The 15,941-nt window shown below is 31.1% G+C and carries 15 protein-coding genes; 4 read left to right on the forward strand and 11 right to left on the reverse strand.

Annotated features, from left to right (window positions below):
• Positions 1-302 precede the first annotated feature (302 nt).
• The 8 genes from KO500_RS06125 to KO500_RS06160 all read right to left on the reverse strand — a co-directional run bounded on the left by KO500_RS06125 (position 303) and on the right by KO500_RS06160 (position 9,926).
• Positions 303-527 (reverse strand): DUF6095 family protein, encoded by a 225-nt coding sequence (locus KO500_RS06125; RefSeq protein ID WP_215955639.1) that lies wholly within the window; start codon positions 525-527, stop codon positions 303-305.
• Between the two features lie 11 nt (positions 528-538).
• Complete coding sequence (locus KO500_RS06130; RefSeq protein ID WP_215955640.1) at positions 539-1,348, reverse strand: DUF4249 domain-containing protein; 810 nt, start codon at positions 1,346-1,348, stop codon at positions 539-541.
• A 5-nt stretch (positions 1,349-1,353) separates the two neighbouring features.
• Entirely contained in the window at positions 1,354-3,729 is a 2,376-nt protein-coding gene (locus KO500_RS06135; RefSeq protein ID WP_215955641.1) for a TonB-dependent receptor, read from the reverse strand.
• A gap of 123 nt (positions 3,730-3,852) precedes the next feature.
• Positions 3,853-6,072, reverse strand: coding sequence for an NADP-dependent isocitrate dehydrogenase (locus tag KO500_RS06140; protein ID WP_215955642.1), 2,220 nt, complete (start codon positions 6,070-6,072; stop codon positions 3,853-3,855).
• Positions 6,073-6,430: 358 nt separating this feature from the next.
• Entirely contained in the window at positions 6,431-6,781 is a 351-nt protein-coding gene (rplS, locus tag KO500_RS06145) for a 50S ribosomal protein L19 (RefSeq protein WP_215955643.1), read from the reverse strand.
• 204 nt (positions 6,782-6,985) lie between these two features.
• Positions 6,986-7,660 carry a tRNA (guanosine(37)-N1)-methyltransferase TrmD gene (gene trmD / locus KO500_RS06150; RefSeq protein ID WP_215955644.1) on the reverse strand — a complete coding sequence of 225 codons (675 nt, stop codon included), beginning with the start codon at positions 7,658-7,660 and terminating at the stop codon, positions 6,986-6,988.
• A gap of 30 nt (positions 7,661-7,690) precedes the next feature.
• Positions 7,691-8,317 carry a tRNA (guanine-N1)-methyltransferase gene (locus KO500_RS06155; protein WP_215955645.1) on the reverse strand — a complete coding sequence of 209 codons (627 nt, stop codon included), beginning with the start codon at positions 8,315-8,317 and terminating at the stop codon, positions 7,691-7,693.
• Between the two features lie 214 nt (positions 8,318-8,531).
• Positions 8,532-9,926, reverse strand: a complete 1,395-nt coding sequence (locus tag KO500_RS06160; protein ID WP_215955646.1) for a S1C family serine protease — start codon at positions 9,924-9,926, stop codon at positions 8,532-8,534.
• 131 nt (positions 9,927-10,057) lie between these two features.
• On the opposite strand from KO500_RS06160, the gene dapF reads away from it, so the two are divergent.
• From dapF to KO500_RS06180, 4 genes are all read left to right on the forward strand, one after another.
• Complete coding sequence (gene dapF, locus KO500_RS06165) at positions 10,058-10,834, forward strand: diaminopimelate epimerase (protein ID WP_215955647.1); 777 nt, start codon at positions 10,058-10,060, stop codon at positions 10,832-10,834.
• The gene (locus tag KO500_RS06170) at positions 10,827-11,351 is read left to right on the forward strand and encodes a GNAT family N-acetyltransferase (protein ID WP_215955648.1); all 525 of its coding nucleotides are present in this window, start codon (positions 10,827-10,829) and stop codon (positions 11,349-11,351) included. The genes dapF and KO500_RS06170 overlap by 8 nt, the downstream gene beginning before the upstream one ends.
• Positions 11,351-12,391, forward strand: coding sequence for an endolytic transglycosylase MltG (mltG, locus tag KO500_RS06175; protein WP_215955649.1), 1,041 nt, complete (start codon positions 11,351-11,353; stop codon positions 12,389-12,391). Before KO500_RS06170 ends, mltG begins: the two co-directional genes overlap by 1 nt.
• A 310-nt stretch (positions 12,392-12,701) precedes the next feature.
• Positions 12,702-13,181 (forward strand): hypothetical protein, encoded by a 480-nt coding sequence (locus KO500_RS06180; RefSeq protein WP_354668435.1) that lies wholly within the window; start codon positions 12,702-12,704, stop codon positions 13,179-13,181.
• A 55-nt stretch (positions 13,182-13,236) separates the two neighbouring features.
• Here the strand turns inward: KO500_RS06180 and KO500_RS06185 are convergent, their stop codons facing one another.
• Genes KO500_RS06185 through dnaA form a run of 3 tightly spaced genes read right to left on the reverse strand, consistent with a single transcriptional unit; the run spans position 13,237 to position 15,857 of the window.
• Positions 13,237-13,953 (reverse strand): SAM-dependent methyltransferase, encoded by a 717-nt coding sequence (locus KO500_RS06185; protein WP_215955651.1) that lies wholly within the window; start codon positions 13,951-13,953, stop codon positions 13,237-13,239.
• 17 nt (positions 13,954-13,970) lie between these two features.
• Complete coding sequence (locus tag KO500_RS06190; protein WP_215955652.1) at positions 13,971-14,423, reverse strand: low molecular weight protein-tyrosine-phosphatase; 453 nt, start codon at positions 14,421-14,423, stop codon at positions 13,971-13,973.
• 9 nt (positions 14,424-14,432) lie between these two features.
• The gene (gene dnaA, locus KO500_RS06195; protein ID WP_215955653.1) at positions 14,433-15,857 is read right to left on the reverse strand and encodes a chromosomal replication initiator protein DnaA; all 1,425 of its coding nucleotides are present in this window, start codon (positions 15,855-15,857) and stop codon (positions 14,433-14,435) included.
• Positions 15,858-15,941 lie beyond the last annotated feature (84 nt).

Genomic DNA, 15,941 nt, shown 5'->3' on the forward strand with positions numbered 1-15,941 from the left:
TGTTCTATAGAATCTATAATAGCTCAATTAGAATGGTGATAGGTTATTTTAACGAAGTAGATGATATTATTAAAATCTACTTGCTTTTCTTTTTTTTAGGTTTTAGATAGAGGGTTTGTGAGTTGTAGTTAATAATAGCTTTACCTTTTTTAAGCACATCTGCACCAATGATACCATCTACAGGTTGCGATTCATGTAAAAGCAACGACTTATTAACGTGACTCAAATCAAAAAGTACAATACCGAAGCTAGATAAACTAAAGGCTGATATAGCTATATCGTTCCGCTTGGAGATATGGGTATTATTTTTTGTTAAATAAACTATCCATAATTGTCTTTATGCTGTAGAAAGCCATTACAATTGCTGTGATAGCTAGCAATAAACCTATAATCAATACAGGAAGGTACCAAGGATGGGTTTCGTTTTTAAATGCTTCGTAAATTGTAAAAGGGGCTAAAAACATTAGCAGAACTGTTAATCCTAATCTTTTTATTCCTTTTGCTAATAGTTCTTTGTTGGTATGCATTTTAAATACGTTTATTCAATTGTTACTGTTTGTGAATATATTTGACAAATAGCAAAATAACCAAGAGGATAATCTTCTTCTAAATTATCTGTGGTTCTATTTACAATGTTGCCTCTCGTGGTGCTGGTTGGCGCTTGGAATGGTCCTTGATTACCTCCTGTTAGTGATATCAATTGAGATATATAATTGTAAAATTGACTATCTACACCAAGTATACTTATTGTTGCAGATTCTCCAACGGACAATTCTGAATCATAAAAATAAGAAAACTCAAATGTTTCTCCTTGATAAAACTCATCTTCTGAAACAAGGTATTCATTAAAATCAAAATCAAATAAATAATAATTTATTTCATCAGGCTTATCTGTGTATGATATTACAACTTCTGTTTCATCTTCTTCTAAAAGTGTTGAATTACCTTGTTCTATACTATTAAAAGGTACTGTTTGTACGTAATTAGTAGTTGCGCTATATACTTCATTATTATATACAATTGTTAGTGTCAACTCTCCTTGTGTTAAAAAATCTGTTTCAAGTGTGTTTGAATAGGTTCCAGTTTCTTGTTCTGATAATATAATATTTGTGTCTGTTTCATTATTGTTTAATATCAAACTCTCAACAGTTATAGGTATATTAGAGTCAAAGTAAGAACTTGATAAGCTAGTCTTAATTATAACATTAGTTGATGTTTGATTTTCATTTACGCGTATCAATGCATCAACTACCAGTCTTTCTACATCATTAGTTAAATCGACATCAATAACTTCTTGACAACTTATTAAACTTAATATAATGGGAATTATCAATAATGACTTTTTCATGATAATTAAAATTTAAAATTATAGGTTACAGATGGTAGTATTCCAAAAATAGATGTTTTTAGAGCTTCATTATTACCAGTTTCAACGTTTCTTTCAAATGTTATAGAAGCCGCATTTTTTCTATTGTATATGTTATATATGCTGAATACCCATTCACTCTGTAACTTTCTATTTTTATTTTTTTCAGGTTTTAATGTAGCAGAGATATCTAGTCTATTATAACTTGGTAATCTTTCTGAATTTCTTAAGCTATAATAAGGTACTGTTAAACCTTGAAATTCAAATTGACCAATAGGATAATTGGTTGGTTGACCGGTTTGGAAAATGAAATTTCCGTTTATACTCCACTTTTCATTTAAATCATAATTAGCGTACAATGAAATATCATGAGTTTTGTCATATGGTGTATTATACCATTGACCGAAATTTATTCCTGTTTCTGTATTGTTTCTTCCAGGTGTTATTTGTTCAGATTTTGATAATGTATACGCCAACCAACCTTGGAATTTGCCGTTATTTTTTTTAAAAAGAAGTTCTAAACCATATGCCCTCGCTTGTCCGTTTAAAATTACTTGTTCTATGGCATTATTAGCTATTAGATTGGCACCATCTATATAATCTATTCTGTTTTGAATGCTTTTATAAAATGACTCAGTTTCCAGTGTGTATTTTCCATATTTAAAACTTTTAAAATAACCCAAAGCATAATGATCTAAAAGTTGTGGCTTTATAAAAGATCCGCTTGGAGTCCAGACATCTAGGGGAGTAGGTGAGCTTGTATTAGAAAGTAAATGCAAGTATTGAGAAAGTCTTGTATAGCTAGCTTTTATCGAGTTGTCGTTATCAAAACTATAAGACATTGAAAATCTTGGTTCAAAATTGGTAAAATTTGCTAATTGTGTATTTCTACTAGGATTGCTTACCGAAATGGGTTCGGCTTCTTCATATGTTAAAGTTGAAGTATTAAATAGGACAGGATTGTCATTTTCGTAAACATTTATTTCACTTTGACCAAGTCTAATAAAATTACTTAGTCTTAAGCCATATTGAAGGCTTAATTTGTTGGTGAGATCATGTTCAATATCAATATATGTAGCAAATTCATTCGCATATTTTTTAATTAACTGTTCTTCAATTATACCAGAATCATCACTATTGGGACTAATCTTGCCTGGGTTAAATTGATAATACATGTTATTTAAACCATAATTGATTTGTAAATTATTGTTTACGTAATGCTTAAGATCATATTTAATATTAAAATTTTGAATTCCTGAATTCCATTCAAAACCAACAAAATCTAATTCTAAACCGTAATAGTAATCTGAATATATAAGAGAAAGATTGGAGAATAATTTATCAGAAAACAAATGATTCCATCTAAAATTCCCGACAGAGTTACCATATGTATTAACGAAACTATCACTTATATTAAAAACGTCTCTTCCGAAATATCCGGAAAAGTAAATATTATTATTATCGTTTAGTTTAAAATTTAATTTGGCATTTAAATCGTAGAAATAAGCTTTATTGTCATTGTCAAATAAAGGAAGAAATAAATGTGCATATGATGATCTTCCTCCAACTAAAAAGGCAGATTTGTTTTTTTTAATTGGTCCTTCTAATAATAATCTACTGGCTACTAAACCAATACCTCCTTTAGCTTTAAATTCTTTACTATTACCTTCTTTTTGAAAAATTTCTAATACTGAAGAAAGTCTACCACCGTATTTTGATGGAATACCACCTTTGTATAGTTTAATATCCTTAATAGCATCAGGATTAAATACTGAGAAAAAACCAAATAAGTGTGAAGAGTTAAAAATAGTAGCTTCGTCTAGTAGAATTAAATTTTGATCAGCGGCACCACCACGAACATTAAACCCTGAAGAACCTTCGCCAGCATTGCTAACACCAGGTAATAATAGTATAGCTTTAAGAACATCGGCTTCGCCTAAAACAACTGGAATTTTTTTTATAGTACCTGCTGATAAATTGTTGACACTCATTTGTGGTGTTCTGATGTTTGTTTTTTCAACATCTTCAACTAAAACAATTTCTGTGAGTTGTTCAGCCTCTTCATTTAATTGAATATTAAGTGTTTTGTTACTTATTAAATTTACTTTATTACTAACACTTTTAAAGCCTATATAACTAATTATAATATTGTAGTCGCCTTTTGGTAGTGTTATAGAATAAAACCCATACTCATTTGTAGTAACACCAGTTGCTAACTCTGGTACGGCAATTGAAACTCCTATTAACGTTTCATTACTTGAGCTTTCACTAATTACACCGTTAATAGTGTATTTTTCTTGTGCTAATATAAAAATTGGGGTAGCACAAAAAAATAAGATGAGAAAATTCAGAAGCAATTTCATTAGTATTCTTTTTTGTAAAAATACTAGAATTTCAGATTTATTTAACTTTTAATGTGTTAATAAAAAACGCAGTCTTTATACTAGAATAAAGACTGCGTTTGTAAAATTTAAATATCTAATATTTTAAATACTAGCTAATATTGAATTGAATGATTCACTTGGACGCATTGCTTTTGCGATAAGAGTATCATTTCCTTTGTAATAACCTTCAATTTCAACTTTTTGACCTTGAGCATCATTTAATTCCGTAACAATTTTAGCTTCAGATTCAGACAATTTAGTGTAAATTGGAGAGAAAATAGCTTTTAATTCAGCACTATCATCTTGTAAAGCAAGTTGTTCAGCCCAGAATAAAGTTAAATAGAAATGACTACCTCTGTTATCTAATTCACCAACTTTTCTTGATGGAGATTTGTCATTGTCTAAGAATTTTTCAGTTGCTGCATCAAGTGCATCAGCCAAAATTTTAGCTTCTTTATTTCCATATTTTTCACCAAAATGTTCAAGAGAAACCCCTAAAGCTAAAAATTCACCTAATGAATCCCATCTTAAGTGGCCTTCTTCAATAAATTGTTCAACATGTTTAGGAGCAGAACCACCAGCACCAGTTTCAAATAATCCACCACCGTTCATTAAAGGAACAATAGAAAGCATTTTTGCACTAGTACCAACTTCTAAAATTGGAAATAAATCGGTTAGGTAATCACGTAAAACATTACCAGAAACAGAAATAGTATCTTCACCTTTTGTAATACGCTCTAAAGTAACCTCAGTAGCTTTTTCAGGAGAAAGAATTCTAATATCTAAACCTTCAGTGTCATAACTAGGTAAATAAGCATTTACTTTCTTAATTAATTCAGCATCGTGAGCTCTGTTTTCGTCTAACCAAAAAATAGTAGTATCGTTAGTTGCTTTAGCTCTTGAAACAGCAAGTTTTACCCAGTCTTGAATAGGAGCATCTTTAACCTGACACATTCTCCAGATATCACCTTCTTCAACATCATGAGAAATTAATGCTTCACCACTTTTAATATCAATTACATTAACAACACCAGCAGATGTCATTTCAAAAGTTTTATCGTGAGAACCATATTCTTCAGCCTTTTGAGCCATAAGACCTACATTAGGTACAGTACCCATTGTAGTAGGGTCAAAAGCGCCATGTTTTTTACAAAAATCAATAGTTGCTTGGTAAATACCTGCATAGCTACTATCAGGTATTACAGCTTTTGTGTCTTGAGCATTACCTTCTGAATTCCACATTTTACCTGAATTTCTAATCATTGCTGGCATAGAAGCATCAATAATTATATCACTAGGTACGTGTAAGTTAGTTATTCCTTTGTCAGAATTAACCATAGCTAAATCTGGACCATTAGCAATAGCTTCTTCAATTGCTTTTAAAATCTCTTTATGCTTAGCCTCAGGTAATTCTTTTAGTTTATTTAATAAACTTTCAAGTCCGTTATTAGGGCTTACACCTAATTCATCAAACGTTTGCGAATACTTTTCAAAAACATCAGAGAAATATGCTTCCACAACATGACCGAAAATAATAGGGTCAGAAACCTTCATCATTGTTGCTTTCATGTGAACAGAAAATAACACACCTTTATCTTTAGCATCTTTAACTTGTTCTTTTAAGAAAGCTAATAAAGCATCTTTTCTTAAAACAGTAGCATCTATAATCTCACCACTAAGTAAGCTAAGGTTTTCTTTTAATACAGTTTTAGCACCATCTTTAGAAGTGAATTCTATATTTACACTTGTTGCGTCAGAAAGTGTTAGTGATTTTTCATTTGATTTAAAATCATTTTCACCCATAGTAGCTACATGAGTTTTAGAGTCTGAACTCCAAGCTCCCATTGAGTGAGGGTTTTTCTTTGCATAATTTTTTACAGCTCTTGGAGCTCTACGGTCAGAGTTACCTTCTCTAAGAACAGGATTTACAGCACTACCTTTAATTTTATCGTAACGTGACTTAATCTCTTTTTCTTTGTCGTCTTTTGGTTCGTCTGGGTAATTAGGTAAAGCATAACCTTTACTTTGTAATTCAGCGATAGCTTCTTTTAATTGAGGTATTGAAGCACTAATATTTGGTAATTTGATAATGTTTGCTTCAGGGTTCTTGGCTAATTCACCTAATTCTAATAAATCATCAGCAATACGTTGATCTTCATTTAAAAAGTCTGGAAACGTAGCTATAATTCTTCCTGCAAGCGATATGTCCTTGGTTTCAATATCTATGCCACAGGTTTTTGTAAATGCTTTAACTATTGGTAAAAATGACTGAGTTGCTAAAGCAGGAGCTTCATCCGTCTTTGTGTAAATTATTTTAGGCATTATTTTTTGATTTTTTTATGTGTATTAACCATAACAAATATACGATTTTATAGTTTTTTTTTAATGAACTAATAACAAATATATTGTGATAAAATTTGTTAAGATTGTTGTGATTTGTTGTAACGATAAAAGCCATATCAATTGCTTTTAGCATTGATATGGCTTTTTTAGAAATAGCTTGCAAATTTAATGTTTTGCATATTTTGCAAAACGGCAACCATTGATTGCTTTTGCGTCTATTTATACTTTAAATATATAAAATTATTTAATTAGCTCCAAATATTTTTTAAGTCATGCTTAAATATAGGGTATAAAAAAACCCGCGTATAGCGGGTTTTCATATGTATAAGTTTTGAACTTAAGAACGAATTTCTTTAATTCTTGCTTTTTTACCAGTAAGACCTCTAAAGTAAAAGATACGAGATCTTCTAACTTTACCTCTTTTGTTAACTTCTACTTTTTGTAATGCAGGCATGTTAATAGGGAAGATACGCTCTACACCAATTGTACCAGACATTTTTCTAATAGTGAAAGTTTCTGATGATCCAGAACCTCTTCTTTGAATAACAACACCTCTAAAAAACTGAGTACGTGTTTTTTCACCTTCCTTAATTTCGTAATAAACAGTGATTGTATCACCTGCTGAAAACTTTGGAAATTCTTTTTTAGTTACAAATTCGTCTTCAACAAATTTTAATAATGATTCCATCTTTATGATTTACAGTTTGTTATAAATCAACATTCACGATTATCGTCAGAGGTTAATTTAATGGATTGCAAAAGTAGTTAATATAAAATAAAAAGCAATAAAATATTAATATTTTTTCAATTATTTATTGACGTTAAATAATTGAGAATTAGAATAGATATCTTTTTTATTTAGATAAAAGAAGTTTAGGGTGATTTTAATGCTCTATTTAAGTAAATCTGGTCTAAGCTTTTCAGTGCGTTCTTGAGCTTTATCTTCACGCCATTTTTCAATTTTAGGAAAATTACCACTTAATAGAATATCAGGAACTTTCATTCCTTTATATTCAGAAGGCCTAGTGTAAACAGGCGGAGCAAGTAAATTATCTTGAAAAGTATCCGTTAAAGCTGAAGTTTCATTGTTTAAAACTCCAGGAATTAACCTAATAATTGTGTCACAAAGTACAGCAGCACCTAATTCACCACCCGATAAAACATAATCTCCGATAGAGATTTCACGTGTAATGTAGGCATCACGAACTCTTTGGTCAACACCTTTATAATGCCCGCACAAAATAATAATATTATTTAAAAGAGACATTCCGTTGGCAATTTTTTGATTTAATGTTTCGCCATCAGGACTCATGTAAATAACTTCATCATAATCACGGTCTGCTTTTAATGAAGAGATACATTTGTCAATAGGTTCAATCATCATTACCATACCAGCACCACCACCAAATTGATAATCATCAATTTGATTGTAACTCATTTTTGTATAATCACGTAAGTTGTGCATGTGTACTTCAACAATATCTTTTTCAATTGCTCTTTTAAGTATACTTGCTTCAAACGGACTTTTTAAAAGTTCAGGAAGTACGGTAATAATATCAATCCGCATGTTTGATTTAGGTGTTGAAAAAGGCTAAAATTATTTAGCCTTTTTATTTCTATTTATTTCGTCTTGATATTGTCTGCTAATTTTTTGTTCTCTCTCTAAAGCTTTTCTTCTGTGGTTTTCATATTCAACCTCTAATTCAGATAGATTTGTTTTAGCTTCTTGAGTCAAAATATTACTATTTCTAAATTTATAGATAAAGAATAATAGCATTAATAATAAAACACCAATTACTGTCCATAGAATTACGTTGTATGTTGCTTTTGCAACTAAAATACCAAAGAAAGACATACTATCTTTTTCTTCAGTTACTGAAACCAAATTATTAGATGTTGTGTTTAACTTTTCATTAAGAGTATTGATATTCTTCTCATTTTCAACAATAGTATTTTTAAGTTCAACAGTTTTTTTGTTGATTAAATCAAGAGTATCTGCAACGTTTTGCTTTAATTTATTAAGGCTTGTAACTTTTACAACTTCGTAGTGTACTCCTTTTGCTCTGTAGTTACCAGATTTTTTAGCTAAATATTCAAACTGCCCTATAATTGGGCCAGATTCTAATGTAGCATCTATGTCTGTATCGTCTTCAGTTTCTTGTGCAAATTGTAGGTTAACAGACAATAGGGCAAAAGCAATGAGTAATAACTTTATTTTTTTCATATAGTATTAAGTTCTTAAAAATTTATTAAAGGTTGAATTCAAAAAAAATTAGAGGTTTGCAAAACTACTTTATAAATATCATATAGGAAAAAAAAATACTAAATTCCTATAACTTCTTATAACTGATATTTTGTTTTGTAACGTAGGCATAATTTTATTTTATATGTAAAGTGCTCCTAATTAGGAGCACTTTATTAATTTATATGTTGTTGTTTTATTGGAGAATTATACGTTCTTTTTCTCCTTTTTTATTCAACATTGTAATACTTGTGCTATGATATTTAGATATACGGCCAAATAATACTTTTGCGTCTTTTATATCATTAATTTCTTCATCACCTACTGAAAGTAGAATTTTACCATCTAAACCATAACCTTGGTATCTTTCAGAAACACCAATTATTTTTACTCCTTTTTTTGTTTTAAATTCCTTACGGTCTTTATCATTTAAGTTTTTAACTTCTAAATCCATAATAGGAAGTACAATTGTCTGTCTTTCTTTTAAGATTACGGTAAAATCTAAAGCTTCATCATTTCTCAAAACATTTACGTTCAAAGTGTCACCTGGTCTTTTTGTAGATAAGTAGCCCGTTAAATCTGGGTATTTGTGTACGTCTATTTCGTCTAGTTTTTTAATTACATCTCCAGAAGCTATTCCTGCATCAAAAGCACCAGAGTCTTCAGTAACATCATCAACGTAAACTCCATCAATATTATTAATACCTTTTTCAATAGCGTAAGGCGTATCTAAACGAACTGCTTTAATACCTAGTATTCCTTTTTGAACATTACCATATTCTAAAATATCGTCTATTACTTTTTTAGCAATATTACTTGGTACCGCAAAAGAATACCCAACATAAGAACCAGTTTGTGAGGTGATTGCAGTATTAATACCAATTAAGTCACCATTAGTGTTTACTAAAGCGCCACCACTATTTCCTGGGTTTACAGCAGCATCTGTTTGTATAAATGACTGGTCAATTCTTCCTAAAGATCTTGCTTTCGCACTAACAATACCCGCTGTAACTGTTGAAGTTAAATTAAAAGGATTACCAACGGCTAATACCCATTCACCAATTTTAGCATTGTCAGAATCACCAAATGCTAAATATGGTAAATTATTTTCTGCATCAATTTTTATAAGTGCAATATCAGTATTTGGATCTGTACCTATTAGTGAAGCATCGTAAGTTAAATTATTATTTAATGTAACCTGCAGTTTTGTTGCACCATCAATAACATGGTTATTGGTAACTATATATCCATCAGGAGAAATAATAACGCCAGAACCCGCGCCTCTTACTTTAGGTTTTGTATCGGTCTCATAACCATAAAAAAATTCCATTATATTTTTAGGACCTGTATTAATACTAAGGTTTTTTACGTGGACTACAGCATTCACAGTAGTTTCTGCTGCAGAAGTAAAATCCACTTCATTTATGCCTGCTCCTTTAGCAGAAGTAGGTGTATAACTTACAGGAGCAAAAGGAATATCAGAATTTTCAGTAAATACGTATGATTTTTGTTCAAAAAACATTTTGTAAGCTCCTAATGTAATTGCCCCGGCAAACACAGAAACCAATAATAAATTCGCAAATTTTTTCATAATCTGTTTACATTTTTAACTTTAACATTGTAAAATTAACAGTTTTGAAGCAACCATTTTTGTGTTTAACGTCTTTTTAACTGCTAATTTTCCCTTAATAAAATACTACCTTTGTTGTATAACGATAAGAAATGAAACTTACTTTTTATAAATTTCAAGGTACTGGTAACGATTTTGTAATGATTGATAATCGTCAAGGTATATTTAACAAAGATAATACCAAACTGGTAGCTTTTTTATGTGACCGTAAATTTGGCATAGGTGCTGACGGTTTGATACTATTAGAAGATGAGCCAGGAATGGATTTTAAAATGGTTTATTATAATTCGGATGGTAACCAAAGCACGATGTGTGGTAATGGTGGGCGCTGTTTGGTTGCTTTTGCGGCACATTTAAACGTCGTAGAAGATAAAGCTACTTTTAATGCTGTTGATGGTTTACATTATGCAACTATTAGTGATGATGTTGTTAGTCTTCAAATGACAGATGTTGATGAAGTTAAAATTAAACCTAATGCTACTTTTTTAGATACAGGTTCTCCTCATCATGTGCAATTAGTAGCGAATATTGATGATTATGCAGTAAAAACTGAAGGTGCTAAACTTAGGTATGGTATTTATGGTGAAAAGGGGAGTAACATAAATTTTGTGGAGCCTACGGCTGATAAAGTTTTTAAGGTTAGAACCTACGAAAGAGGAGTAGAAGATGAAACTTTGTCATGTGGTACGGGTGTTACAGCAGTTGCTATTGCTATGCATAAAACAGGAAAAACTGCTGATAATGAAATTAAAATTAGTGCACCTGGTGGTCATCTAAAGGTTAAATTTGATGTGGTTGATGAAAAATATACAAATGTGCACCTAATTGGCCCTGCTAAATTTGTTTTTAAAGGTGAAATAGATGTTTAGTCTCAAAGGCGAACATATTTATTTAAGGGCTTTAGAGCTTAGTGATTTAAACTTTCTGTATAAAATAGAAAACAACACTGATGTTTGGGAAATTAGTGGAACTACAACCCCTTATTCAAAACAAGTCCTACAGTTGTATTTAGATAATGCGCATAGAGATATTTATGACGTAAAGCAATTGCGTTTATGTATATGTGCCATTGATGATACTGTGGTTGGTTTAATTGATTTGTTTGATTTTGATCCTAAAAACCGTAGAGCGGGTATAGGCATTATTATAGCATCACAACAAAGTAGAAACCTAGGTTTTGGAGCAGAAGCTTTAGAATTGCTTTGCGGGTACTCAAGAGTAACTTTAGAAATGCATCAGCTATATTGTAATATTCTAGAAGATAATAAGGCTAGTATTCATTTGTTTGAAAAGTTAGGTTTTGAGCAAGTGGGAATAAAAAAAGATTGGATTGCTTCCGATGGAAAATTTAAAAATGAGATTCTTTATCAAAAAATATTTAATTAATGCTTAAAAAGATTGTTTTAGCTGTTGTGGCTATTGGTTTAGTAATATGCGGCATATTTGCATATAAAGTTTATGATGCTTTTTTTACACCAAATACATCGTTTAATAATGAAGAAGCTTTTGTGTATATACCTTCAGACTCTAATATAGAAGATGTTAAAGTGCTTTTAGAGCCTTTGTTAGATGATGTTGAAACATTTGAAGCTGCGGCTAAACGAAAAGGTTATGCGTCAAATGTAAGAGGAGGTAAGTATGTTATTAAAAAAGGAATGAATAATCATGAATTGGTTAATGTTTTAAGACTTAGGGGGCTTGAAGTTAAGTTAGCTTTTAATAATCAAGAGACATTAGCTGATTTAGCGGGTAGAGTTGCTACTCAAATAGAGGCAGATAGTTTATCATTAATAAGTGCTTTCAATGATTCTGATTTTTTAAAAGAAAACGGATTTACCGAACAGACTAAATTGGCGATGTACATACCTAATAGTTATAATTTTTATTGGAATACATCAGCGACAGCATTTAGAAGTAAAATGCTTAAAGAATACCATCGTTTCTGGAATGAAGAGCGTTTGGTAAAAGCTAAAAGGCTTAATTTAACACCGGTAGAGGTTGTTACCTTAGCTTCTGTTGTACATAAAGAAACTGCTAAAGTCGATGAACGACCAAGAGTAGCTGGTGTTTATTTAAATAGATTGAGAAAAAACATTTTATTACAGGCTGACCCTACGGTTATCTACGCGATAAAACTACATACAGGTGATTTTAATCAAATAATTAAAAGAGTTTTATATAGAGATTTAGAATTAGATTCTCCTTATAACACCTATAAATATGCTGGTTTGCCTCCGGGTCCAATTGCTATGCCCGATATTTCTGCTGTAGATGCGGTTTTAAATTCAGAGAAGCATGATTACTATTATTTTGTAGCAAATGTTGAGAATTTTGGATACCATAAATTTGCAAAAACACTTTCGCAACACAACCGAAATAAGGAGCAGTACATCCGATGGATTAATAGTCAAAAGATTAAAAGATAGGCGTTTAAGCCGATTTTAACGGTATTTTATCTAAAATAAGGCACATTTTAAGATTTTTCTAGCGTTTGTATCCTTGAAATGGTGGTATATTTGCCCCGCGAATTTAAGCAGGTCGATTTTTTAGACCAGTAAGTCTTAAGAAATTTAATTTATGAGGAAGTGGATAAACGTAAGTTGTCCCCTTATCATGATCTTAATTTTAGCAAGTTTTGGGTTAAAAACGCCTACAAATAATAGGGTGCCAAGCTCGCTAAAAGTAAAAGAACCTACTTTGGTTTCGTTTCCCAAAAACGAAATCGCTATAACGAAAATGAAAACTATTTTGTTGCCTCCTTATATAGGAAGTTCATATATAGGATTTAGAGAAGCTGTTGCTTTTAAAGAGTCGCAGGGTAAATACGGAGTAATAAACTCTTTAGGGTATTTGGGGAAATATCAGTTTGGAGTTGGGACTCTTGAGTTAGTTGGGGTGTATAACCCAGATTATTTTTTATCAAATCCAATGCTCCAAGAGAGAGTATTTATGGCGAACATAGCTCGTAATAAATGGATTTTAAGAAGAGATATTAAAAGATTCTCTGGTTTAAAAATAAGAAACGCTCAAGTAACGGAGTCTGGAATTATAGCGGCAGCTCATTTAGCGGGTCCTGGAAACGTAAAAAAATATTTACGTTCAAATGGTGCTTTTGATGTTGCTGATGATTATGGTTCAACCATAAATTATTATATTAAGTTGTTTTCTGGTTATGATATATCAATCATTTCTCCAGTTAGAAATGCTAGAATTTAGCGGTTCAACTTAAATAAAAAGGTAAAGCCTTATTGTGTTAGCAATAAGGCTTTTTTTATGCTTGAATTATAAAAATTGCAGGTCTTTTATGTAGTTCCAATTTTTCGGTAGACCAATCTTTTATAGTTTTAGTTACAATATACTCTGTTGGTAATGTGATATCACACGCAACACAAACCTTTGTATAAGGGTTTAATGTTTTGCAAAGCTCAGCAAACAATTTATCGTTTCTATAAGGTGTCTCAATAAATAACTGCGACTGTTCATAATCTTTAGAGAGTTTTTCTAGTCTTTTAATCTTACTTTTTCTTTCGCTAGCTTCAATAGGTAAATAACCATTGAATGCAAAATTTTGACCATTAAAACCACTAGCCATTAATGCAAGTAGAATAGAAGAAGGGCCAACTAAAGGAATAACTTTAATGTTTTTTTCGTGCGCGATACGTACAACGTCAGCACCAGGATCGGCAATACCAGGGCAACCAGCTTCTGAGATTACGCCAACATCATGACCATCTAAACAAGGTTGTAGAAAAGTAGGTATTATTTCTGGCTCAGTAAATTTATTTAAAGCTTCTAAGTTTAAATCAGATTGTGATTTTTTAGAGCTTATTTTTTTTATAAATCTACGGGCTGTTTTTTCATTTTCAACTATAAAATAGTTGATGTTTTCAATAGCTCCCTTTATAGAAATTGGTAAAACCTCTAATGGTTCATTGTCACCTAAAGTAGTTGGTATTAAGTATAAACTTCCGGTTTTAGTATTTTCCATATTAGGAATTTTTGGTTTTATTCTCCTAACTTATCGGCAATAGTAGAGCAAGCATTGTCAATTAATTGATATACATGTTCAAAACCATTGTCATCGTGATAAGGATCAGGAACTTCTTTGGTTTCTAAATCTGTTTCAGATAAAAGTAATTTTACTTTTTCTTTTTGGTTTTGGTCTCTTGTTAATTTAGTAATGTTATTATAATTATTTAAATCCATTACGTAAATAGTGTCGAATTTATCAAAATCCTCAATTTTAAATTGTCTGCATTTTTGTTCTGAAATATCTATATCGTATTTTTTAGCAACAGCTATAGATCTTGGGTCTGGCGAGTTTCCTATATGGTAACCTCCAGTTCCTGCAGAATCAATATAAACAGAATTACTATTAACTTTATTTTTGAGAATACCTTCAGCTAATGGTGACCTGCATATATTTCCTAGGCATACCATTAATATGTTAGTTTTCATAATGTCAATTTAAGAAAATTTCTTCGTAAGGTCATCGATATATTTGCGAAACTGCTTATCAGTTTCAGCAAGATTGTCTACAGTTTTACAAGCATGCAATACTGTTGCGTGATCTCTTTTTCCTATTTGAGAGCCAATACTTGCTAAAGATGCTTTTGTAAACTTCTTGGCAAAAAACATTGCTAGTTGTCTGGCTTGTACAATATGGCGTTTTCTAGTTTTTGACTGTAATGTTGCAACATCCATTTCAAAGTAATCAGAAACTACTTTTTGTATGTAGTCTATAGATACCTCACGTTTTGTATTCTTAACAAATTTTTCAACAACTTGTTGAGCAAGGTCTAAGGTAACTTCTTTTTTATTGAATGATGATTGAGCTATTAATGATATAATAGCTCCTTCAAGCTCTCTCACATTCGTTTTAATGTGTTTAGCAACATAATCAATAATATCTTCAGGCATTTCAACACCATCACGATATAGCTTATTTTTTAAGATCGATATTCTTGTCTCGTAATCAGGACTTTGTAATTCAGCTGACAATCCCCATTTAAACCTAGATAATAAACGTTGTTCAATATCTTGCATGTCAACAGGAGCTTTATCTGATGTTAAGATGACCTGTTTTCCATTTTGGTGTAAATGGTTAAATATGTGAAAGAATACATCTTGTGTACCTGATTTACCTGATAAAAATTGAACATCATCAATAATTAATACATCAATTAATTGGTAGAAATGTATAAAATCATTTCTCGTATTCTTTTTTACAGACTCAATATACTGTTGTGTAAATTTCTCTGCAGAAATATATAAAACAGTTCTTTCTGGGTATTTATCTTTTATTTCAACACCAATAGCATGTGCTAAGTGTGTTTTTCCTAAACCAACACCACCAAAAACAAGTAACGGGTTAAATGATGTTCCACCTGGCTTATTGGCAACTGCCATACCAGCAGAACGAGCTAATCTATTAGAATCTCCTTCTAAAAAGTTTTCAAAATTATAGTTAGGGTTTAATTGAGATTCTATTTTTATGTTTCTAATTCCAGGAATTACAAACGGGTTTTTTAATTGTGGGTTTTTAGATTTTATGGCAACATCTAGTTCTTGAGCAGGAACAGTACTTCTGTTAGCACTAGGAATTTTTTCGGTAAACGGTTCTTTGTTACCGTATGTGTTTTCCATTTTTATAATGTAAACTAATTTAGCACTTTCGCCAAGCTCTTTGGTTAATGATACTTTTAAAAGTTTTACATAATGTTCTTCAAGCCACTCGTAGAAAAATTTACTCGGAACTTGAATACTTAAAGCGTTCTCAGATAGCTTGATAGGCTTAATAGGCTCAAACCACGTTTTGAATGCCTGCGGTTGGATGTTATCTTTGATAAAGTCCAAACAGTTTTTCCATACGGAATTAGCAGTAACACTCATTATTTGATAAATCTTAATAGGGGTGGTTAGTAATAATTTTTTAATCTTGCGTTCTTTTGCTAGAAAAGAATTTCGTTTCTTACG

The sequence above is a fragment of the Cellulophaga baltica genome (assembly GCF_018861125.1).
Classification (GTDB): Bacteria; Bacteroidota; Bacteroidia; order Flavobacteriales; family Flavobacteriaceae; genus Cellulophaga; species Cellulophaga baltica_A.